Genomic DNA, 21887 nt, shown 5'->3' with positions numbered 1-21887 from the left:
GTCAGCCTTCCCAGCCGGCCTGGTAGAGGCTGCCGTGTGCCTTGTCCAGCGCAGCCTTTACCGCAGGCGAGTGCTGGTAGATGTCGACGAACCTGGCCAGGCGTGGGTCGTCCTTTTCCTGCGGGCGGATAACGAACTGGATCACGTACTCCTTGTTTTCCAGGCCGTCGAACAGCAGTGCCGAGGTGGCATCGAAGGTGTTCGCCAGGCGGATATAGGCCGGGTAGCCCTGGACCAGATCGGCATCGTCGTAGGCGCGCACCAGCTGCACTGCTTCAACCTGCAGAATCTTCAGTTTTTTCGGGTTGGCGACGATGTCGTCTTCGGTGGCCTTGTAGCCAACGCCGGGTTTGAGCGTGATCAGCCCGGCCTTGGCCAGCAGCTGCAAACCACGGCCGCTGTTGATCGGGTCGTTGGCGATGGCCACGCTGGCGCCGGTCGGCAGCTCGGCAAAGCTTTTGTACTTTTTCGAGTACAGGCCAACGTTATTGATGATCCCCGGCTTGTACGGCACCAGGTCAAAGCCGGCAGCGGCCTTGGCGTTTTCCAGGAACGGGATGTGCTGGAAGTAATTGACGTCGATGTCGCCGCTGTTGAGGCTGACGTTGGGCGCGATCCAGTCGCTGAACTCGATCAGCTTCACTTCCAGGCCTTGCTTGTGCGCCTCTTCGACAGCGGCTTCAAGGGGAATGGCAAAGGCTGCGGTGGTGCCGACTTTAAGCGGCTCGGCAGCGAACACGTTGGCGCTGATGGCCAGTGACAGTACGGCGGCCGCGACGGGCCGGAACAGTTTATCAAGCATGGTGCAGGGCTCCAGTCGGGGCAGGGGTTGGGGTCGTATTGCGGTAGCGGGCGCCGGGATGGTCGGCAGGCAGGTGCGGCAGGTCGCTGGCGAACAGCTTTTCGCGCAGGCTGCCGTCCTGGTAGGCGGTCTTGTAGCGACCGCGGCGTTGCAGTTCGGGGACGACCAGGTCGATGAAGTCTTCGAAGCTTTCCGGGGTCACGGTGCGGGTCAGGTTGAAGCCGTCGAGGCCGGTTTCGTCGATCCAGCCGATCAGCTCATCGGCGACTTGCGCGGCGGTGCCGATCAGAGTCACGTAGCGGCCGCCGAGGCTGTGCTGGTCGAGCAGGCGGCGGCGGGTCCAGGCGCTGTCCTGCAACTGGCGGGTCGCGGACTGGATGGCGTTGCCTTTGGCGAAGCCGATCGGCTCGTCCAGCTCGAAGGCGGCGAAGTCGATCCCGGTCGAGCTGGCGAAGTGGGCGACGCCGGCCTCAGGGCTGGCGTAGCGCACATATTCGGCATGCTTGGCCTGGGCTTCGGCTTCGCTGGCGGCGACGATCACGGTAATACCCATGAATACCTTGATTGCCTGCGGATCACGCCCGGCCGCCTTGGCTGCGGCACGCACCTTGTCGACTTGAATACGGGTGGAGGCTTTGTCCTGGCCGCTGATGAATACGCATTCGGCGTGGTTGCCGGCAAAGCTCAGGCCGCGTGGTGAGCTGCCAGCCTGGAATAGCACCGGCGTGCGCTGCGGCGAGGGTTCGCAGAGGTGGTAGCCCTCGACCTTGTAGAACTCGCCGCGGTGCTCGACCTTGCGCACTTTATCGGGGCGGGCGTAGACCCGCTGCTCGCGGTCGGCGACCACTGCGTCGTCATCCCAGCTGCCTTCGAGCAGCTTGTACAGCACTTGCAGGTATTCGTCGGCCTGGTCGTAACGGCGGTCGTGCTCGGGCTGTTGCTCCAGGCCCATGGCGCGGGCGGCGCTGTCGAGGTAGCCGGTGACGATGTTCCAGCCGACCCGGCCGTTGCTCAGGTGGTCAAGGGTCGACAGCCGGCGGGCGAACAGATACGGCGCCTCGTAGGTGAGGTTGGCGGTCAGGCCAAAACCCAGGTGGCGGGTGGCGGCAGCCATGGCCGAGACCAGCAGCAGCGGGTCGTTGACCGGCAGCTGGATCGACTCCTTCAGCGTTACATCGACCGACTGGCCATAGACGTCGTAGGTGCCGACGATATCGGCGATGAACAGGCCATCGAACAACCCGCGCTCAAGCAGCTTGGCCAGGTCGGTCCAGTAGTCCAGCGACTTGTACTGGGTCGAGGTGTCGCGTGGATGGGTCCACAGGCCATGGTTGATGTGGCCGACGCAGTTCATGTTGAAGGCGTTGAGGAGGATTTGCTTGCTCATCAGATCGTCCCCCGCCGCGGTGGGTTGACGTCGTTGAGGTAGTAGTTGCCGATGGCGTGATACTTCCAGCGCACCGGGTCGTGCAGGGTGTGCACGCGGGCGTTGCGCCAGTGGCGGTCGAGGTTGTGCTCGGCCAGGGTGGCCTGGCTGCCGGCCAGTTCGAACAGCGTGGTGCTGGCGGCGAGGGCGATTTCGGTGCTGATGGCACGGGCCTCGGCGACGGCAATCGAGGCTGCGGCCACTCGCTCGGCGGCTGTCTCCGGCGTGGCTGCCGCGGCCTGGTCGAGGAATTCGCCAGCACGTTCCAGCAGTGCTTCGCTGGCATGCAGGCGGATCGACAGCTGGCCGAAGCTCTTCAGGGTCAGCGGGTCGTCGACGGCCTTGTCGTGGCCCGAATCGACCCATGGCCGGCTGCGGGTACGCACGAAGTGCAGCGCGTCTTCGAAGGCAGCGCGGGCGATGCCGGTATCGATTGCAGCGTGGAGGATCTGCGCCAGTGGGCCGACCGGTGTCGGCCGCTCGAATGCGCTCTGGAACGCCACCACGTCGGCAGCGGCTACCCAGACGTTATCAAACACCACCGAACCGCTACCGGTGGTGCGCTGGCCAAAGCCGCTCCAGTCGTCGATCACTTGCAGGCCTGGCGCATCAGCCGGCACGAAGGCCAGCCGCTGAATGCCGTCGTCGATCACCGAAGTGGGGATACGCTGCGCATACAGCGCGCCGGTGGAGTAGAACTTGCGGCCATTGATGCGATAACCGTCGCCCTCGCGGCTGAGCCGGGTGGAGCGGTCGTGAGCGGTCTTGGTACCGAGTTCGGCCAGGGCGTTGCCGAAGCGCCGCCCGGCCAGCACTTCGGCGTACAGCCGCTGCTGTTGCTCGGGCGTGCCATTTACCCGCAGCACTTCCAGGGCGTAGAAGTGGTTCTGCGGGATCTGCCCCAGCGAGCCGTCGGCCTGGGCAATTCGGGCGATGACCTGGGCCAGGGTGACATACGACACGCCGGCACCACCAAAGGCCTTGGGCACGCTGATGGCCCACAGCCCGGAGCGGCTGAACAGCTCCAGCTCGGCGTGCGGCAGGCGCCGCTCGCGGTCGCGCAGGGCGCTGTCGCGGCGCAGTTGCTTGGCGAGTTCGTCAGCGACGGCCAGGGCCTCGCCGTCAGTGCGGATGACAGTTGCGTTCATTGTGTTCTCCGGAGCCTTAGGGCCGCTTCGCGCCCCTTCGCGGGTAAACCCGCTCCTACAGGTGACTGAGCTGAACCTTGTGGGAGCGGGTTTACCCGCGAAGGGCCGCGAAGCGGCCCCAGAGGCCCTCAAATCCAGGAATGTCGGGCAGGCCGGGTGCCGTTCAGGTGCCAGGCGCCTACGGCGTGGTACTTCCAGCGCACCGGGTCGTGCAGGGTGTGCACGCGGGCATTGCGCCAGTGCCGGTCGAGGTTGAACTCGGCGAGGGTGGCGCGGCTGCCGGCCAGTTCGAAGAGCTTCTCGCTGGCCTGCAGGGCGATCTCGGTGGTGAGCACCTTGGCTTCGGCTACCGCAATCGAAGCGCGCGCGGCGGCGTCAGCATCGATGGCCCCAGCGTTGACCTCATCCAGCACCCGCGCGGCCTTGCGCAGCAGCGCCTCGGCGGCGTGCAGCTCGAGCTTGAGCCGGCCGATGTCGGCGATCACGTAAGGGTCATCGCTGGCGCGCTCGACGTTGGCGTCGATAAACGGCCGGGACTTCTCCCGCACAAAGCTGATCGCGTCATCGATGGCTGCTTCGGCGATACCGGCGTCGATGGCTGCCTGAATCAACTGCGACGCCGCGCCCTGGATGTTGGGCAGGTCGCGCTGGCGCCAGTTGTCGATCACCAGCTCTGCCTCCACCGGTACTTGGTCGAGCAGCACGGTGCCGCTGGCGGTGGTGCGCTGGCCAAAGCCTGACCAGTCGTCAACGATGCGCAGGCCCGGGCTGCCACGGCGGACAAAAGCCAGGCGTTGGCGGCCTTCGTCATCCAGCGCCTTGACCGCAACCCAGTGGGCGAACAGTGCGCCAGTGGAATAGAACTTCTCGCCGCTGATGCGATAGGCGTCGCCGTCACGGCTGATCCGCGCCTTCAGGGTGAGGGTGTCTTTGCTGCCGCGCTCGGGGCCGGCATTGCCGATCCGCCAGCCGTTCAGCACCGAGCCGAAAATCAGCGCCTGCTGGGCTTCGCTGGCAGTCAGGCGCAGCAGCTGGAGCATGCCGAACTGGTTCTGCGGGATCTGCCCCAGCGCCGGGTCGGCAGCGCTGATGACGCGAAACACCTCGGCGACCGTGACAAAGGACACGTCGGCACCACCGAAGGCTTTGGGGATGCTGATGCTGCCCAGTCCGCTGCGGGTGAACAGCTCGATCTCGGCCCACGGCAGCTTGCGCTGCTGGTCGCGTCTGGAGGCGTTTGCGCGAGCGACTGCGGCCAGCTCATGGGCGGCTTGCAGGGCTTCAGCGTCGTTGCGCAGGACCTTGGCCGGCAGCAGTGCTGGCGGGCTGTCGAGGTCGCTGGCGTGAAGGGTTTGTGCCTGGCTGGACATTAGTACCGCTCCTTGGCTGTACTCAATGCCCTGGCGTTATGCACTGGGGTGATTGCATTCCTGACCATTCCTGACCTCACAAAAAAGTGGCGGCGGCGCTTGGTGGTTGCGCTGCGTATGTGCTGGTCCGGTGGTCCGGTGTATATACCCTAAAGGCTTATCAAATAATTTAGAACGATCATTTGGGAATATGGATAGAAGTGCTGAGGCGGGCGGCGAGGGCGGCCTGAGGCTGCGCCGAGCGGCGCAGCGGCCAAACAGGGAGGATATTAAGAGCCGCTAGTGCCGAGAAACTTGCGCAAGAACTGCCGAGTACGCTCTTCTTTGGGGTTAGCGAACAGCGCTTTAGCCTCACCTTGCTCGACGATCACCCCTTTGTCGAAGAAGATCACCCGATTGGCGACATCCCGGGCAAAGCTCATCTCGTGGGTGACGATGATCATGGTGCGCTGCTCTTCGGCCAGGCCACGAATGGTCTCCAGCACTTCACCCACCAGTTCCGGGTCCAGCGCTGAGGTTGGCTCGTCGAACAGGATCACATCCGGCTCCATGGCCAACGCCCGAGCAATCGCCACGCGCTGTTGCTGACCACCGGACAAGCGCCGTGGGTAGGCGTCTTCTTTGCCGGCCAGGCCGACCTTGGCCAGCAAACGTCGGCCCAGCTCTAGGGCTGTGGCGCGCGGGGTTTTCTTGACCACCAGCGGCCCTTCGATGACGTTATCCAACGCCGTGCGATGGGGGAACAGGTTGAAGTTCTGGAAGACAAACCCGGCCTGCTGGCGCAAGCGGCGGATGGCGCTCTGCTGGTTACCCAGCGAGCGGTTGGCGTCGATGCTGATGTCGCCGATCTGGATGCGTCCGGCGTCGGGGGTCTCGAGCAGGTTGAGGCAGCGCAGAAAGGTAGTCTTGCCCGAACCGCTGGGGCCGATGATGGCTATCACTTCACCGGGCTGGACGGTCAGGTTGATGCCGTCGAGTACGGTCTGGCCGTTGAACCGCTTGGTCAGGCCTTCAACTACGATCATGCTCAACGCTCCTGATCATGCTGGTTGACCCGTGCTTCCAGGCGGTTCTGGAAGTGGGCGAGGATGCTCGCCAGGATCCAGTAGATAACCGCAACGGCCAGGTACATGGTGAACACTTCGAAGGTCCGCGCGGTGACCAGCTGCGCCTGACGGAACAGCTCCGGCACCTGAATGGTGGCCGCCAGGGCGGTGTCCTTGACCAGCGAAATAAAGCTGTTGCCCAGCGGCGGCAGGGCGGTACGCATGGCTTGCGGCAGGATCGCCCGGCGCATGGCCTGGGCGCGGGTCATGCCGATGCTGGCGCAGGCTTCCCACTGGCCGCGCTCGATCGACGAGATCGCCGCCCGCAGGATTTCGCAAACGTAGGCTGCCATGTTCAGCGACAGGCCAATCAGCGCTGCGGGGATCGGGTCAAGCTCAAGGCCGATCTGTGGCAGGCCGAAGTAGATTACAAACAGCTGTACCAACAGCGGCGTGCCGCGGAAGAACGACACGTAAATACGCGCCAGCCAGTCCAGCGGCAGCACCTTGGACAAGCGCATCAACGCCAGGGCAAAGCCCAGCAGCAAGCCGAAGAACATACCGCCGACACTGAGCAGGATCGTATAGCCAGCGCCCTTGAGCAGAAAGGGCGCGGAGTCGGCTACCAGTTGCAGGCTCTCTTCAATCATTTAGTCACGTCAGCGTCGAAGTACTTCTCGGACAGCTTGGCCAGGCTGCCGTCGGCGCGCAGCTTGTCCAGGGCCTGATTGATGGCCGCGAGCAGTTCCGGTTCACCCTTGCGCAGGGCAATGCCCGACTCGAGACGCGAGAAGGCGTCCCCAGCGGCAACGGTATCCTTGGCTTTTTTGGCGTACTCAAGCGCAGCCAGGCGGTCGATCAGGATAGCGTCGGTGCGGCCCACGCGCAGGTCCTGGAACTTGGTCGGGTCGTCTTCATAGGTGCGTACGTCGGCGGTCGGCACGTTGGCCTTGACCCATTGCTCGTAGTTGGTGCCCAGACCGACACCGACCTTCTTGCCGGCCAGGTCGGCTGCAGACTTGATGTTCAGATCTTTTTCTTTCTTCTTCAGCACCAGTGCCTGAATGCCGGAGACGGTGTACGGCTCGGAGAAGTCGTACTTCTTCTTGCGCTCGTCGGAGATGGTCACCTGGTTGACGACCACGTCCAGGCGCTTGGACTCCAGCGCCGCGAGGATGCCGTCCCACTTGGTCGGCTGGACCTTGGCCTTGACCCCAAGCTCCTTGGCGATCAGCTCCGACAGCTCTACCTCAAAGCCCGACAGCTTGCCGCTGTCATCGACAAAGCTGAACGGCGGGTAGGTGCCTTCGACGCCGACGTTGAGCACGCCCTTGTCCTTGATGGTCTGCAGCTGCTCGCCGGCAAACGCCTGGCTGAACAGACCGGTGCCAAGCACGATGGCAAGGCTGGCATTGAGTAGCGGTTTGGCAAAGATCGACATGGCAAGGCCCCGCGCTTTTGGTGGAAGTAGTGGGTGGCGACTATAAGGGTGGGCTGTTTAGCTCATGAAATAATAAAAACGTATTTTGTTATTCCATTTGTGTGCATTGAGCCGTTGGCCGGCTGCGTTGAGGGTAGCCCGTCAGCGTGGCTTATGCCCGACTTAGCGCAGGATGGAATAAAGCGTTGTTTTTTCCAAGGGCTGGATTTGTCGTAGAGTGGATCTATACGACAGTCAGGAGCACATCGTGAGCGAACAATCATCCCCCGGCAAATGGCAGTTGCAGGCGATCGTGACCGGCCTGCGCGGCGCCCGTGAGCAATGGCGCACGCAAAATGGCCGCAGCAGCGGCGAGAAGGGCGGCCGCGAGCTGCCGTCGCGTGAAGCAATGCAGCGCATTCTCGAGCAACTGTGTGGGGCTTTGTTCCCGATGCGCCTAGGCCCGGTCGACCTGCGTGAAGAGAGCGAGGATTTCTACGTCGGCCACACCCTCGACACGGCCCTCACTGCACTGCTCGCGCAAGCACGGTTGGAGCTGCGCTATGCCGCACGGCAGAGCCAGACTGACCAAGCCAACGCCGACAGCGAGGCCTTGCGCCTGATCCAGGGCTTCGCTGCGGCCCTGCCAGAGATGCGCGTGCTGCTCGACACCGACGTGCTCGCCGCCTACCACGGCGACCCGGCTGCGCGCAGCGTGGATGAAGTGCTGCTGTGCTACCCAGGGATCCTGGCGATCATCCACCACCGCCTGGCTCACCATCTGTATCTGGCCGGCCTGCCATTGCTGGCGCGAATCAGCTCGGAGCTGGCGCATTCGGCCACCGGCATCGATATCCACCCCGGCGCACGGATTGGCCCGAGCTTCTTCATTGATCACGGTACTGGCGTGGTGATCGGCGAAACCGCGATCATCGGCGAGCGCGTGCGCATCTATCAGGCGGTAACCCTAGGCGCCAAACGCTTCACCGCCGACGAGACCGGCAGCCTGCACAAGGGCCAGCCGCGTCACCCGATCGTCGAAGACGATGTGGTGATCTATGCCGGCGCGACCATCCTTGGGCGGATCACCATCGGCAAGGGTTCGACCATCGGCGGCAACGTCTGGCTGACCCGCAGCGTGCCGGCCGACAGCAACATCACCCAGGCCAATCTGCAGCTCGACTGCCAGGCAAAAAAATAGCAAAAGCGCCGAGCAAAAGCCGTTGTCAGCTCCTCTATATACCTGCCCCGCTCAGCGGGGCAGGTCGCATCGAAGGCCAATCCATGTTTAACTTGAACGCTTGTTCAACATAAAAACGCTGGTCGCTGCCGGTGTTCAACAGGAGGATATGCCTTTGCTGAACCCGTTAAATCCTATGCCTGATTCCCACAGCGGGGTGCAGGTTGCATGAGTAGTCCCACCCCTGAACTTGCTGACAGCAAGATGCGCATGAATGCCCCGGTGTTCTACTTCGCCGCCAGTTTTATCCTGCTCTTCGGGCTGGTGGTCATCGTCAACCCCGAGGCTTCCGGTGCCTGGTTGCTGGCCGCGCAAAACTGGGCTGCCAACACGGTGGGCTGGTACTACATGCTGGCCATGACCCTGTATCTGGTGTTCGTGGTGGTCACCGCCTTGTCGGGCTACGGCAAGATCAAACTCGGTGCCGACCATGACGAACCCGAGTTCAGTTACCTGTCCTGGGCCGGCATGCTGTTCGCCGCCGGTATCAGCATCACGCTGTTCTTCTTCTGCGTCTCCGAGCCGCTGACGCACATGCTGCAACCGCCCCAGGGCGAGGGCGGCACCGCCGAAGCCGGGCGCGAAGCAATGAAGCTGCTGTTCCTGCACTGGGGCCTGCATGGCTGGGGCGTATTTGCCTTTGTCGGCATGGCGCTGGCGTACTTTGCCTACCGCCACAACCTGCCGCTGGCGCTGCGTTCGGCGCTGTACCCGCTGATCGGCAAGCGTATCAACGGCCCGATCGGTTACGCGGTGGATGGCTTCGGCATCATCGCCACGGTGTTCGGCCTGGGCGCCGACATGGGCTTTGGCGTGCTGCACCTAAACTCCGGCCTGGATTACCTGTTCGGCATCCCGCACAGCCAATGGGTGCAGGTCGCGCTGATCACGCTGATGATGGGCGCCGCAGTCGCGGTAGCCGTGGCCGGGGTCGAGAAGGGCGTGCGGGTGATGTCCGACATCAACCTGTTCCTGGCCTGCGCCCTGCTGCTGTTCGTGCTGTTTGCCGGGCCGACCCAGCACCTGTTCAATACCCTGATCCAGAACCTCGGTGACTACCTTGGCGCCTTGCCAGGCAAGAGCTTCGACGTCTATGCCTACGGCGAGAACCGCGACTGGCTGGGTGGCTGGACGGTGTTCTACTGGGCCTGGTGGATTGCCTGGGCGCCGTTCGTGGGCCTGTTCATCGCGCGGATCTCCCGTGGCCGGACCATTCGTGAATTCGTCTTCGGCGTGCTGTTGATCCCGCTTGGTTTCACCCTGGCATGGATGTCGATCTTCGCCAACAGCGCGATGGACCAGGTGCTCAACCACGGCCTGGTCGCGCTCGGTCAGTCGGCGCTGGAAAACCCGTCGATGAGCCTGTACCTGCTGCTCGAAACCTATCCGTGGAGCAAGGCGGTGATCGCCGTGACGGTGTTCATCAGCTTCGTCTTCTTCGTCACCTCGGCCGACTCCGGCACCGTGGTGTTGTCGACCTTGTCGGCGAAGGGCGGCAGCCCTGACGAAGACGGCCCGAACTGGCTGCGGATCTTCTGGGGGGCGATGACCGCGTTGATCACCAGTGCCTTGCTGTTCGCTGGCAGCATCGACTCGCTGAAGTCGGCAGTGGTGCTGACCTCATTGCCGTTCTCGCTGATCCTGCTGTGCATGATGTGGGGCCTGCACAAGGCGTTCTACCTTGAGTCGCAGCGGCGTATTGCCCAGTTGCACTCGCTGGCACCGGTCGCGCAGAGCCGCCGTGGTCGCGGCGGCTGGCGTCAGCGCTTGAGCCAGGCTGTGCACTTCCCATCGCGCGATGAGGTGTACCGCTTCATGGATGACGTGGTGCGCCCGGCGATCAATGACGTGCGCGAGGTGTTCGAGCAGAAAGGCCTGGTGCTGATCACCCAGGACGACCCGAGCCACGACAACGTCAGCCTGAAAGTCGGCCATGGTGAAGAGCAGCCGTTCATCTACCAGGTGCAGATGCGCGGTTATTTCACACCTTCATTCGCCTTGGGCGGGTTGGGCGCGCAAGAGCTGAAAAACCGCCGCTATTACCGCGCCGAGGTGCATCTGTCCGAGGGCAGCCAGGATTACGATCTGGTCGGCTACAGCAAGGAGCAGATCATCAACGACATCCTTGACCAGTACGAACGGCACATGCAGTTCCTGCACATGGTCAGGTAGTTGCGTGAGGGGCTGCCGGGCAGCCCCTTGCCTGCGCTAGAACGGCGCGTCGCCAAGGATGGTGGCGCGGTGCATGACCCGCCGCTGCGGGCGGTAGTCATCGACGGCGTAATGCTGGGTCACGCGGTTGTCCCAAAAGGCCACGTCGTTTTCCTGCCAGCGCCAGCGGATGCTGTACTCCGGCCGCGTCGCATGGGCAAACAGCAGCTTGAGCAGGGCCTCGCTTTCCTGCTCGTTGAACTCGTTGATGCGCGTGGTAAACCCTTCATTGACGAACAACGCCTTGCGCCCGCTGACCGGATGCGTACGCACCACAGGGTGCGTCAGCGGCGGGTTGTTGCGCCGGGTAGCTTCCCAGCGGGCGAGGTCCTCGGCGGTGGTGCCGAAGCGCTCCAGCGGGAATGACTTGGTGAAGTCATGGGTGGCGGTGAGGCCGTCAAGCATCGTCCGCAGGGGCGCCGACAAGCCTTCGAATGCCGCTACGCCACTGGCCCACAAGGTATCGCCGCCGTAGGCCGGCAACTGCTTGGCACTCAGTACCGCGCCCAGCGCCGGGGTCGGCAGGAAGGTCACGTCGGTGTGCCACACGGCATTGTCGCGCACGTCGGTGACGGCGGTATCGAGGATCAGCACTTGTGGCGTTTCCGGCACATTGGGGTAGATCGGGTGGATATGCAGATCACCAAAACGTGCGGCGAAGCGGGCTTGCTGCTGCGGATTGAGCGGCTGCTCGCGGAAGAACAGCACTTGATGCTTGAGCAGCGCCTGCTCGATGGCGTCGCGTTGTTCGGCTGTGATTTCACGGCTGATGTCGACGCCAGTGATCTGCGCGCCGAGGGCCGGGCTTAACGGAGTGATGGTCAGGCTCATGGCAGTCTCTTTGTCGGGCGCCGGAGTGCCGGCGTGGTCAGTCGTGGTCAGTGGGTCTGGCCGTGCCAAGGCACCAGCTTGCGTTGCAGGGCGCGCAGGCCCATTTCCAGGGCGAAGGCGATCAGGGCAATCAGCAGGATCCCCAGCACCACCACGTCAGTGACCAGAAACTGCGCCGCTGACTGGACCATGAAGCCGAGGCCGCTGGTGGCGGCGATCAATTCCGCTGCAACCAGGGTCGACCAGCCGACGCCCAGGCCGATACGCACGCCGGTGAGGATGTCGGGCAGGGCGCTGGGCAATACCACATGGCGAATCAGCTGGGCCTTTGTGGCGCCCAGCGACTGCGCTGCGCGCAGTTTGGCCGGGTCGACGGTGCGTACGCCGGTGGCGGTGGCGATGGCAATCGGGGCGAAGATCGCCAGAAAGATCAGCAGCACCTTGGACAGCTCACCGATGCCGCACCAGATCACGATCAGCGGCAGGTAGGCCAGCGGCGGAATTGGCCGGTAGAACTCGATCAGTGGGTCGAAAATGCCCCGGGCAATGCGGTTGGAGCCGATGGCAATGCCGATCGGGATCGCCGTGAGGATGGCTGCGCCGAGCGCCAGGCCAATCCGCCCAAGGCTTGCACCCAGGTGCTGCCACAGGCTGGCGTCCATGTAGCCTTGAGTAAGCAGCACCCAGGCTTTGCCGAGGATGTCTGCCGGTGGTGGTAGAAACAGCGGTTCGACCAGCTCGGCGGCGGTGACCGCCCACCACAGCAGTAACAGGCTGGCCAGGGTCAGGGCGCTGATCCAGCGGGTCGACAGTGGTTTGCGCGGCAGCGGTTTGAGGTTGGCTGGTTTGGCGGCCAGCGGCAGTTCGACAGTGCTCATGCTGAGTGCTCCCGGCGGGCGTCTTCGCGTTGCGAGAAGACTCTCGCCAGCACGTGTTCGCGTGTTTCGATAAAACGCGGGTCGGACTTGATCGCCCGCGCCGATTCGCCGGCGGCGTAGCGTTGGCCGAAGTCCAGTTGCAGGCGTTCGACGACACGGCCCGGGTTGGGCGCAAGCAGCACCAGCTCGCTGGCGAGAAACACCGCCTCTTCGATGTCATGGGTAATCAGGAATACCGGTTTGGCTGTGCGTTGCCACACCTGCAGCAACAACTCCTGCATCTGCTCGCGGGTAAACGCATCGAGGGCGCCGAACGGCTCGTCCATCAACAGCACACGCGGGTTGGCGGCCAGGGCGCGAGCCAGGCCGACGCGCTGCTTCTGGCCGCCCGAAAGCTGCCAGATGCGCCGCTCGGCGAAACCTGCGAGGTCGACCAGTGCGAGCATTTCGCGCGCCTTGGCTTCGCGCTCGGCACGGCTTACGCCGGCCAGCTCCAGGCCAAAGGCGACGTTGCCGAGCACGTTTTGCCAGGGCAGCAGGGCGTCGTCCTGAAACACCACGCCGCGCTCGGCACTCGGGCCTTGCACCGGCACGCCGTCGAGGCTGATACGGCCAGCACTGGGAGGCACGAAGCCGGCGATCAGGTTGAGCAGCGAGGTCTTGCCGCTGCCCGATGGCCCAAGGGCCACCAGCAGCTGGCGCGGGCCCAGGCTCAGGTTGATATCGGCCAGCACCGGGGTGTCGGCACCGGGGTACTGTGCGCTGATGCGCTCCAGCTCGAGCAAGGCCATGACGGGCTCCGGATCAGTTGGGCAGGTATTTGGCGGTGACGTATGGGGCGTAGTCAGGCAGAACGGCGTCGACCTTGCCTTGCTCCTTGAGGAAGGCTGCGGTGTTGCTCAGGGCCTGGGTGGTCGGCGCGCCGAGGGCGCTGGTCTGGTCGGCGGCCAGCGGGTAGACGTTGCCTTGCAGCAGCACCGGGATATCGCTGCTCTTGGCGCCCGAGAGCTTGGCCAGCTTGGCGACGTTGTCCGGGTTGGCCAGCCAGGCTGCCGGGTCCTTGCGGTAGTCGGCGTAGGCATCCAGGGTGACCTTGGCGAAGGCCTTGACCACGTCCGGGTGCTTGGCGGCAAAGTCTTTGCGTACGATCCAGGCGTCGAAGGTCGGCGCGCCTTTTTGTGCCAGCTCACCGGAGGTGATCAGCACCTTGCCGTTCTCCTTGGCGACGCCCAGTGCTGGGTCCCAGACATAGGTGGCGTCAATATCGCCACGCTTCCAGGCGGCGATGATGGCCGGCGGGGCGAGGTTGAGGATCTGCACCTTGGACGCATCGATGTTCCACGCTTTGAGCGCAGCGAGCAGGCTGTAGTGGCCGGTCGAAACGAACGGTACGGCGACCTTTTTGCCGATCAGGTCCTGCGGGGTCTTGATGCTGTCGCGGGCAACCAGCGCTTCACCGGCGCCGATCTGGGTGGCGATCAAAAAGGTTTCGACCGGCAGCTTGCGGGTCGCGGCTGCGGCCAGCGGGCTGGAGCCGAGGTAGCCGATCTGTACGTCGCCCGAGGCCACGGCAGTGATCACGTCGGCGCCGTTATCGAATTTGCGCCAGTCGATATCGGCCTTGCTGGCTTTTTCGTAGGCGCCATCGACTTGGGCCACCTTGGCTGGGTCAACGGTGGTCTGGTAGGCCACGGTGAGGTCAGCGGCCTGGGCCAACCAGCTGCTGCTGGCGAGGGTCAGGGCGGCGAACAGGCGCAGCGGAGCGTGCGGGATCATGGGTTTGCCTCTCGTCAGCAATCTGGGTAGTGGATGATGAGAGACTAAATGATCTAAGAATTGTAAAATAAATAACTTTTTTGCATTAGCTTAGGCTCCAGAAGTTCCGCAGCCAGTGACCCACGGCTGGCGCATCACCTATTCACTGCTACGCTTGCCCGGCCTAGAGCAAAAGGAAATAAGGTTATGAGCAAACGTTTGCAAATAACCTAAAGCTCTTAAGGGCCCCTGCCGATACCGCAAATGGTAGTAAAGGTTCCTATGATATGCCGCAATAGTCTTAGCAATTCATAAAACAGTCATTTTGGATTTATAGGATTGTCATTATCCTGTAGCCCAGGGGGGCGGCTTAGACCTTAGTCGTGAAACGTTCGGAAATGATTGACTGGACGGTCACGCTCTGCGACTAAATCGCCAGTCCATGGTGAGTGAGGCAATAGACCTCGCCGCCACTGATATACAAAAATTAGAACGTAGAGGAGCAAAACATGTACAAGTCAAGCCTGGCTCTGGCCGTGGCACTGGGGGTTCTCGCCCAACAAGCAGGTGCTGCTGGCTTCGTCGAGGACAGCAAGCTGTCCGTAAGCTCGCGTACCATGTACTTCAACAACGATAACCGTGAAGCCGGCGGCAACAAGCCACGTCCTGACAACCGCGAGTCGGGTCAGGGCTTCAAGCTTGACTTCATTTCCGGCTTCACCGAAGGCACCGTTGGTTTTGGTGTAGATGCTCAGGCGCTGTGGGGCATCCACCTGGACGGCGGCAAGGGCTACCATCCTGATGGCAGCAGCTTCTTCCCAAGCGACTCCGACGGTTCGTCCGAGAAGCAATGGGCACGCTTCGGCGCCAACGCCAAGGCTCGTTTCTCCAAGACCGAAGCTCACTTCGGTAGCGCGCTGGCGCCAGCCTTGCCGATCCTGGTTGCCAACGATGGCCGTCTGCTGCCGCAGACCTTCGAAGGTGCCACCATTTCCTCCAAGGAAATCGACAACCTGACCATCAACGCTGGTCAGATGACTCACGCCATGGGCCGTGCGTCCAGCAACCGGACTGGTCTGTCGGTCAACGGTGCTACCGCTGACAGCAACAAGTTCCGCTACGGTGGTCTGGACTACAAGCTCACCCCAGACCTGACCCTGCAGTACTACTACTCGAACCTGGAAGACTTCTACAAGCAGCACTTCCTGGGCGCGACTCACGTCTTCAAGATCGCTGACGACCAGTCGTTCAAAACCGACCTGCGCTACTTCGACAGCAGCAGCGACGGCAAAAACGGCAACGGCGGTGGTTACAACTTCAACAACAACGGTGGCTACGCCAAGAACGTAGGCGAGGTCGACAACAAGACCTGGTCTGCAATGTTCACCTACTCCCTGGGTGGTCATGCCTTCTTGCTCGGTCATCAACGCGTCAGCGATGACGGCGGTTTCGTCTGGTTGAACCAAGGTTCGGTACGTGATGGCAATGGCCGTCCGGAAGGCGCAGGTGGCGCGAGCTTCTACCTGTTCACCGACAGCATGATCAACCAGTTCGCCAAGGCCGGTGAAAACACCACCTTCGGTCAGTACTCCTATGACTTCGCGCGCGTTGGCGTGCCGGGTCTGAAAGCGGCTGTTTCCTACCTGCGCGGTGAAGATGGCCGCAACGCCAACGGCAACGGCACCTTCTCTGAATGGGAACGCGACGCCCGGATCGACTACGTGATCCAGGAAGGCACCCTGAAAGGCCTGGGCGCTACCCTGCGCCATGGTATGTACCGCGGCACTGGCACCAGCTCGCTGGCTGACCAGGACCAGACCCGCTTCATCGTCAACTACACTTACGCTTTCAAGTAAGTCGTAGCTGCACCGAAAAGAGCCTCGCCTAGTGCGAGGCTTTTTTATGCCTGTAATTCGTAATTCGTTCTAGTTATAAATAAATCGATATTTATTCTTTTTAATCCTTTTCGATTGCAGGCACATTGGACCCATAACGCAGACACAGGAGCCGTACCATGAGCCTCAAACTCGGCGACATCGCCCCCGATTTCGAACAGGATTCCAGCGAAGGCAAGATTCGCTTCCACGAGTGGCTTGGCAATAGCTGGGGCGTGCTGTTCTCGCACCCTGCCGACTTCACCCCGGTGTGCACCACTGAGCTGGGCCTGACCGCCAAGCTCAAGGACGACTTCGCCAAGCGCGGGGTCAAGGCCATCGCCCTGTCGGTCGACCCGGTCGATTCGCACCACAAGTGGATCGATGACATCAATGAAACCCAGAACACCGTGGTCAACTTCCCGATTATTGCCGATGCCGATCGCAAGGTCTCCGATCTGTACGACCTGATCCACCCCAACGCCAACGACACCCTCACCGTGCGCTCGCTGTTCGTCATCGACCCGAACAAGAAGGTGCGCCTGACCATTACCTATCCGGCCAGCACCGGGCGCAACTTCAACGAAATCCTGCGGGTGATCGACTCGCTGCAGCTGACCGACAACTACAAGGTCGCCACGCCAGGCAACTGGCAGGATGGCGACGAGGTAGTGATCGTGCCCTCGCTCAAGGATGAAGCTGAAATCAAGGAACGCTTCCCCAAAGGCTATCGCGCCGTGAAGCCCTACCTGCGCCTGACACCGCAGCCCAACCGCTGAATACAGAATCCTCGTTGCACATGCTCTTAGCCAAGCAGGGATATTCGGGCCGCTCATGCGGCCCTTTTTTATTCGCCCCACGTACGGCCCCTGTAGGAGCGGCCTTGTGTCGCGAAAGGGTCGCGTAGCGGCCCCGAGATTTATGCAGCAGCACAGATTGCTGGGGCCGCTACGCAGCCCTTTCCGACCGGTCCGGCGCCCCGGCAAGGCCGCTCCATAGAATTGTGCGAGGCTTGGCTTTATATTCATTAAAAGAATAAACAAATGAAAAAATATGATTTATAGATATATATGAACTGCTGTTAAGGTCACTTACATCAAGCGGGACCACTACTGAACAGGCCCCGCCACGAATCGAAGGAAGCGTTGCTCATGTTGGTTGTCTCGGTAGGTGGTAGCCCAAGTACCCGTTCCCGCTCCGGCGTGTTGCTGGAGCGTTCACGCCAGTGGCTGCAAGAGCGTGGGGTCGAGGTCGTGACCTTTCAGGTCCGCGAGTTTGCCGCCGAAGACCTCCTCCATGCGCGCTTCGACAGCCCGCAGGTGCAGCACTTTCAGCAGCTGGTAGCGCAGGCCGATGGCCTTATCGTCGCTACCCCGGTGTACAAGGCGTCGTTTGCCGGCGCCCTGAAAACCCTGCTCGATCTGCTGCCCGAGCGCGCTCTGGAACACAAGGTGGTGCTGCCAATCGCAACCGGCGGCAGCATCGCCCATATGCTGGCGGTGGACTACGCCCTCAAGCCCGTGCTGTCGGCACTCAAGGCGCAAGAGACCCTGCAAGGGATCTTCGCCGACGACAGCCAGATCGCCTATGGCGAAGGCAGCGCCCCGGCGCAGCTCGCGGCCAGCCTCGAAGCGCGCCTGCTGGACTCGCTCGACACGTTTCACAGCGCCTTGGTTCGCCGGCCACAACCGGTCGCCCCAGGCGTGCTCAATGAACGCTTGATCAGTGCTCGCTGGAGCATCTGAAGCCACACGTTTTTCCACCTTACTCGCCCGTCAACGAGGCAAGCAGGTGCAACCCGAACCCTATACGTCTTGGAGAGCGCCATGCGCACAGTCTTCTTGCGTCGCGGTCTGGTCGCCCTGTTTGCGGCGGCTGTATCCTTCGGCGCCATTACTCAAGCCCAGGCCGAGAGCCTGCGCATCGGTTATCAGAAATACGGCACGCTGGTGCTGCTCAAGGCCAAGGGCACGTTGGAAAAGCGCCTGGCCGAGCAAGGCATTCAGGTGCAGTGGACCGAATTCCCCGGCGGCCCGCAGCTGCTTGAAGGGCTCAACGTCGGCTCGATCGACTTTGGCGTCACTGGCGAAACGCCGCCGGTGTTTGCCCAGGCCGCCGGCGCCGATCTGCTCTACGTCGCCTACGAGCCGCCAGCGCCGCACAGCGAAGCGATCCTGGTGCCAAAGGGCTCCACGGTGCAGTCGGTAAAAGACCTCAAGGGCAAGAAAGTCGCCCTCAACAAAGGCTCCAACGTGCACTACCTGCTGGTGCGTGCGCTGGAAGATGCCGGCCTCAAGTACAGCGATATTCAACCGGTTTACCTGCCGCCCTCAGATGCCCGCGCCGCGTTCGAGCGTGGCAGCGTCGACGCCTGGGTGATCTGGGACCCGTACCAGGCCGCCGCCGAAAAGCAGCTGCAGGCGCGTACCCTGCGTGACGGCCAGGGCCTGGTCGACAACCACCAGTTCTACCTGGCGACTCGCGACTATGCGACCCAGCACCCGGCGGTGATCAACACCTTGATCGAAGAAGTCCGCGCGGTCGGCCAGTGGTCCCAGGCCAATCCGCAGGAGGTCACCGATCAGGTCGCACCGCTGCTGGGCCTGCCGGCCGACATCACCCTGACCTCGGTCAAACGTCAGGGCTACGGCGCAGCGCCGCTGACCCCTGAAGTGGTCGTGGCACAACAGAAAATTGCCGACACCTTCCAAACGCTCAAGCTGATCCCCAAGCCGCTGAGCATCAAGGACGTGATCTGGACACCCCCGGCCAAGGTCGCAACTGCGCCTTGATTGATCTGCCTGCGCCGGGGCGCCGCTCCGGCTTGAGCCACCCTTGAGGAGACAACTCCAGTGAGCCTTAATATTTTCTGGTTCCTTCCAACCCACGGTGACGGCAAGTACCTGGGTACTTCCGATGGCGCCCGTGCGGTCGACCACGGTTACCTGCAACAGATTGCCCAGGCGGCGGACCGCCTTGGCTTTGGCGGCGTGCTGATCCCGACCGGACGCTCCTGCGAAGACTCCTGGCTGGTGGCCGCGTCGCTGATCCCGGTCACCCAGAACCTGAAGTTTCTGGTCGCGCTGCGTCCCGGCATCATTTCGCCGACCGTGGCGGCGCGCCAGGCAGCCACGCTGGATCGGCTGTCCAATGGCCGGGCGCTGTTCAACCTGGTCACTGGCGGTGATCCGGACGAGCTGGCCGGCGATGGCCTGCACCTCAACCACCAGGAGCGTTACGAAGCCTCGGTCGAGTTCACCCGTATCTGGCGCAAAGTGCTCGAAGGCGAAAACGTCGACTACGAAGGCAAACACATTCAGGTCAAGGGCGCCAAGCTGCTCTACCCACCGATCCAGCAACCACGTCCGCCGCTGTACTTCGGCGGCTCTTCGGAGGCCGCGCAGGACCTGGCTGCCGAGCAGGTCGAGCTGTACCTGACCTGGGGCGAACCGCCTGCAGCAGTAGCCGAGAAGATCGCCCAGGTGCGCGAGAAGGCCGCCGCGCAAGGCCGCGAAGTACGCTTCGGCATCCGCCTGCATGTGATCGTGCGGGAAACCAACGACGAAGCCTGGGCCGCCGCCGACAAGCTGATCTCGCACCTGGACGACGCCACCATTGCCCGTGCCCAAGCCTCGCTGGCGCGCTTCGACTCGGTTGGTCAGCAACGCATGGCCGCTCTGCACGGCGGCAGCCGCGACAACCTCGAAGTCAGCCCCAACCTGTGGGCTGGGGTTGGCCTGGTGCGCGGCGGTGCTGGCACTGCGCTGGTCGGCGATGGCCCGACCGTGGCAGCGCGGGTCAAGGAATACGCAGCGCTGGGCATCGACACCTTCATCTTCTCTGGCTACCCGCACCTGGAAGAGTCATACCGCGTTGCCGAGCTGCTGTTCCCGCACCTGGATGTACAGCGCCCGGAGCAACCGAAAGCGGGTGGCTACGTCAGCCCGTTTGGCGAGATGGTCGCCAACGACATCCTGCCCAAGTCCGTGTCGCAGAGCTGAGGACCGGACCATGAGTCGTGCAACCTCATCCACCCTGGCTCAGCGCCTGGCCCCCTGGGCACTGCCGGTACTGCTGCTGGCGATCTGGCAACTGGCGGTCAGCGCTGGCTGGCTGTCGACGCGCATCCTGCCGGCACCCAGCGCAGTTGTCAGCGCCGGTGTCGAGCTGGTGCGCAGCGGCGAGATCTGGACTCACCTGGCCATCAGCGGCTGGCGTGCCGGGCTGGGCTTTGTCATTGGCGGCAGCATCGGCCTGGTGCTGGGCTTTATCACCGGCCTCTCGAACTGGGGTGAACGCCTGCTCGACAGCTCGGTGCAGATGATCCGTAACGTGCCGCACCTGGCGCTGATCCCGCTGGTGATCCTGTGGTTCGGTATCGATGAGTCGGCGAAGATCTTTCTGGTTGCGCTGGGCACGCTGTTCCCGATCTACCTGAACACCTACCACGGTATCCGCAACGTTGATCCGGCCCTGGTGGAAATGGCCCGCAGCTATGGCCTGTCCGGCTTCAGCCTGTTCCGCCAGGTAATCCTGCCGGGTGCGCTGCCATCGATTCTGGTCGGTGTGCGCTTTGCTCTGGGCTTCATGTGGCTGACCTTGATCGTCGCCGAAACCATCTCTGCAAACGCCGGCATCGGTTACCTGGCGATGAACGCCCGGGAGTTTCTGCAGACCGACGTGGTGGTGTTGGCAATCGTGCTCTACGCCGTGCTCGGCAAGCTCGCGGACCTCGCCGCCCGCGGCCTGGAACGTGCCTGGCTGCGCTGGCACCCGGCCTATCAAGTGGCCAAGAAGGAGGGCGCATGACCGTGCTCAAGGAACAACCGCCACGCTTGCTGCGTGGCATCCCGCTGGCCACCCAGGGTGTGCGCAAGACCTTTGGCCAGCGCGAAGTGCTGCGCGGCATTGATCTGCACATCCCGGCCGGGCAGTTCGTCGCCATCGTTGGCCGCAGTGGCTGCGGCAAAAGTACTTTGCTGCGCTTGCTGGCGGGTCTCGACCAGCCCACCGGCGGTCAGTTGCTGGCCGGCGCTGCGCCGCTGGCCGAGGCCCGCGAAGAAACCCGTTTGATGTTCCAGGATGCGCGCCTGCTGCCGTGGAAAAAGGTCATCGACAACGTCGGCCTCGGCCTGAAGGGCGACTGGCGGCAAAAGGCGCTGGACGCACTGGAAGCCGTTGGCCTGGCCGACCGCGCCAATGAGTGGCCAGCGGCGTTATCTGGCGGGCAGAAGCAGCGTGTGGCCCTAGCCCGCGCACTGATTCACCAGCCACGCCTGCTGCTGCTCGACGAGCCACTTGGCGCGCTGGATGCGCTGACCCGGATCGAGATGCAGCAACTGATCGAACGCCTGTGGCGCCAGCATGGCTTCACCGTGCTGCTGGTCACCCATGACGTCAGCGAGGCGGTTGCCGTGGCCGACCGGGTGATCCTGATCGAGGACGGTGCGGTCGGCCTCGACCTCAACGTCGAGCTGGCGCGGCCTCGGGTACGCGGCTCGCACCGTCTGGCCGCACTGGAAAGCGAAGTTCTCAACCGAGTTTTGTCTGTACCGGGCGCTGCGCCCGAGCCGGACCCAGTAGCACCTTTGCCCACGCAGTTGCGTTGGGCTCACTGAACCCCTGAAACCAGCACAAAGGAATCACACCATGACTATCAAAGCGATCAACGTCCGCAACCAGTTCAAAGGCACTGTGAAAGAAATCCTCGAAGGCCCGGTATTGTCGGAAATCGACGTGCAGACCGCCTCCGGTGTCGTCACCTCGGTGATCACCACGCGTTCGGTAAAAGAGTTGGAACTGCAGGTGGGCAGTGAAGTGATTGCCTTCGTCAAATCGACCGAAGTATCTATCGCCAAGCTGTGATGGCCGCCGGGGGGCGCCTGG

Annotated in this window: 21 protein-coding genes; 10 read left to right on the top strand and 11 right to left on the bottom strand. The window is 62.9% G+C overall.

Features of this window, described 5'->3' with window-relative positions; genetic code table 11:
• Position 1 precedes the first annotated feature (1 nt).
• The 7 genes from FW789_RS19215 to tcyJ all read right to left on the bottom strand — a co-directional run bounded on the left by FW789_RS19215 (position 2) and on the right by tcyJ (position 7233).
• Positions 2-802 (bottom strand): MetQ/NlpA family ABC transporter substrate-binding protein, encoded by an 801-nt coding sequence (locus FW789_RS19215; protein WP_103435339.1) that lies wholly within the window; start codon positions 800-802, stop codon positions 2-4.
• The gene (locus FW789_RS19210; RefSeq protein ID WP_446431886.1) at positions 795-2189 is read right to left on the bottom strand and encodes an LLM class flavin-dependent oxidoreductase; all 1395 of its coding nucleotides are present in this window, start codon (positions 2187-2189) and stop codon (positions 795-797) included. Before FW789_RS19210 ends, FW789_RS19215 begins: the two co-directional genes overlap by 8 nt.
• Positions 2189-3376, bottom strand: a complete 1188-nt coding sequence (locus FW789_RS19205) for an SfnB family sulfur acquisition oxidoreductase (RefSeq protein ID WP_446431885.1) — start codon at positions 3374-3376, stop codon at positions 2189-2191. Before FW789_RS19205 ends, FW789_RS19210 begins: the two co-directional genes overlap by 1 nt.
• 128 nt (positions 3377-3504) lie before the next feature.
• Positions 3505-4746 carry an SfnB family sulfur acquisition oxidoreductase gene (locus FW789_RS19200; RefSeq protein WP_207072360.1) on the bottom strand — a complete coding sequence of 414 codons (1242 nt, stop codon included), beginning with the start codon at positions 4744-4746 and terminating at the stop codon, positions 3505-3507.
• Positions 4747-5015: 269 nt separating this feature from the next.
• Entirely contained in the window at positions 5016-5771 is a 756-nt protein-coding gene (gene tcyN, locus FW789_RS19195; RefSeq protein ID WP_103435336.1) for an L-cystine ABC transporter ATP-binding protein TcyN, read from the bottom strand.
• A 2-nt stretch (positions 5772-5773) separates the two neighbouring features.
• Positions 5774-6442, bottom strand: a complete 669-nt coding sequence (tcyL, locus tag FW789_RS19190; protein WP_101322571.1) for a cystine ABC transporter permease — start codon at positions 6440-6442, stop codon at positions 5774-5776.
• Entirely contained in the window at positions 6439-7233 is a 795-nt protein-coding gene (gene tcyJ, locus FW789_RS19185) for a cystine ABC transporter substrate-binding protein (protein WP_411562439.1), read from the bottom strand. The genes tcyL and tcyJ overlap by 4 nt, the downstream gene beginning before the upstream one ends.
• Positions 7234-7480: 247 nt before the next feature.
• Here tcyJ and epsC point away from each other — a divergent pair, with 247 nt between their 5' ends.
• Positions 7481-8413 (top strand): serine O-acetyltransferase EpsC, encoded by a 933-nt coding sequence (gene epsC, locus FW789_RS19180; protein WP_103435334.1) that lies wholly within the window; start codon positions 7481-7483, stop codon positions 8411-8413.
• A 207-nt stretch (positions 8414-8620) separates the two neighbouring features.
• A complete protein-coding gene (gene betT / locus FW789_RS19175; protein ID WP_264081802.1) occupies positions 8621-10624 on the top strand; it encodes a choline transporter BetT in 2004 nt (667 codons plus the stop codon).
• Positions 10625-10660: 36 nt separating this feature from the next.
• On the opposite strand, the gene tauD is transcribed toward betT, so the two are convergent.
• Genes tauD through tauA form a run of 4 tightly spaced genes read right to left on the bottom strand, consistent with a single transcriptional unit; the run spans position 10661 to position 14148 of the window.
• Positions 10661-11494 carry a taurine dioxygenase gene (gene tauD / locus FW789_RS19170; protein ID WP_103435332.1) on the bottom strand — a complete coding sequence of 278 codons (834 nt, stop codon included), beginning with the start codon at positions 11492-11494 and terminating at the stop codon, positions 10661-10663.
• A gap of 47 nt (positions 11495-11541) precedes the next feature.
• Entirely contained in the window at positions 11542-12372 is an 831-nt protein-coding gene (gene tauC, locus FW789_RS19165; RefSeq protein ID WP_186701393.1) for a taurine ABC transporter permease TauC, read from the bottom strand.
• Positions 12369-13163 (bottom strand): taurine ABC transporter ATP-binding subunit, encoded by a 795-nt coding sequence (gene tauB, locus FW789_RS19160; protein ID WP_101322565.1) that lies wholly within the window; start codon positions 13161-13163, stop codon positions 12369-12371. Before tauB ends, tauC begins: the two co-directional genes overlap by 4 nt.
• Positions 13164-13176: 13 nt before the next feature.
• Complete coding sequence (tauA, locus tag FW789_RS19155) at positions 13177-14148, bottom strand: taurine ABC transporter substrate-binding protein (protein WP_103435330.1); 972 nt, start codon at positions 14146-14148, stop codon at positions 13177-13179.
• A gap of 488 nt (positions 14149-14636) precedes the next feature.
• On the opposite strand from tauA, the gene FW789_RS19150 reads away from it, so the two are divergent.
• The 8 genes from FW789_RS19150 (at position 14637) to FW789_RS19115 (ending at position 21866) form a co-directional block, all read left to right on the top strand.
• Positions 14637-15983: an OprD family porin gene (locus FW789_RS19150; RefSeq protein ID WP_411564140.1), complete on the top strand. Its 1347-nt coding sequence runs from the start codon at positions 14637-14639 to the stop codon at positions 15981-15983.
• A gap of 158 nt (positions 15984-16141) precedes the next feature.
• The gene (locus FW789_RS19145; protein ID WP_101322562.1) at positions 16142-16780 is read left to right on the top strand and encodes a peroxiredoxin; all 639 of its coding nucleotides are present in this window, start codon (positions 16142-16144) and stop codon (positions 16778-16780) included.
• A 372-nt stretch (positions 16781-17152) separates the two neighbouring features.
• Positions 17153-17746: an NADPH-dependent FMN reductase gene (ssuE, locus tag FW789_RS19140; RefSeq protein WP_101322561.1), complete on the top strand. Its 594-nt coding sequence runs from the start codon at positions 17153-17155 to the stop codon at positions 17744-17746.
• A gap of 81 nt (positions 17747-17827) precedes the next feature.
• Positions 17828-18793: a sulfonate ABC transporter substrate-binding protein gene (locus FW789_RS19135; RefSeq protein WP_446431884.1), complete on the top strand. Its 966-nt coding sequence runs from the start codon at positions 17828-17830 to the stop codon at positions 18791-18793.
• 60 nt (positions 18794-18853) lie between these two features.
• Complete coding sequence (gene ssuD, locus FW789_RS19130; RefSeq protein ID WP_181089023.1) at positions 18854-20002, top strand: FMNH2-dependent alkanesulfonate monooxygenase; 1149 nt, start codon at positions 18854-18856, stop codon at positions 20000-20002.
• A 10-nt stretch (positions 20003-20012) separates the two neighbouring features.
• The gene (ssuC, locus tag FW789_RS19125) at positions 20013-20810 is read left to right on the top strand and encodes an aliphatic sulfonate ABC transporter permease SsuC (RefSeq protein WP_103435326.1); all 798 of its coding nucleotides are present in this window, start codon (positions 20013-20015) and stop codon (positions 20808-20810) included.
• Entirely contained in the window at positions 20807-21619 is an 813-nt protein-coding gene (gene ssuB, locus FW789_RS19120) for an aliphatic sulfonates ABC transporter ATP-binding protein (RefSeq protein WP_103435325.1), read from the top strand. The genes ssuC and ssuB overlap by 4 nt, the downstream gene beginning before the upstream one ends.
• A 31-nt stretch (positions 21620-21650) precedes the next feature.
• Positions 21651-21866 carry a TOBE domain-containing protein gene (locus FW789_RS19115; RefSeq protein WP_101322556.1) on the top strand — a complete coding sequence of 72 codons (216 nt, stop codon included), beginning with the start codon at positions 21651-21653 and terminating at the stop codon, positions 21864-21866.
• The last annotated feature ends 21 nt before the right edge of the window (positions 21867-21887 follow it).

This window comes from Pseudomonas sp. 1121_17, from assembly GCF_052850745.1.
Note: the sequence above shows the minus strand (reverse complement) of the source record. Positions and strands in the feature narration are given on the sequence as shown.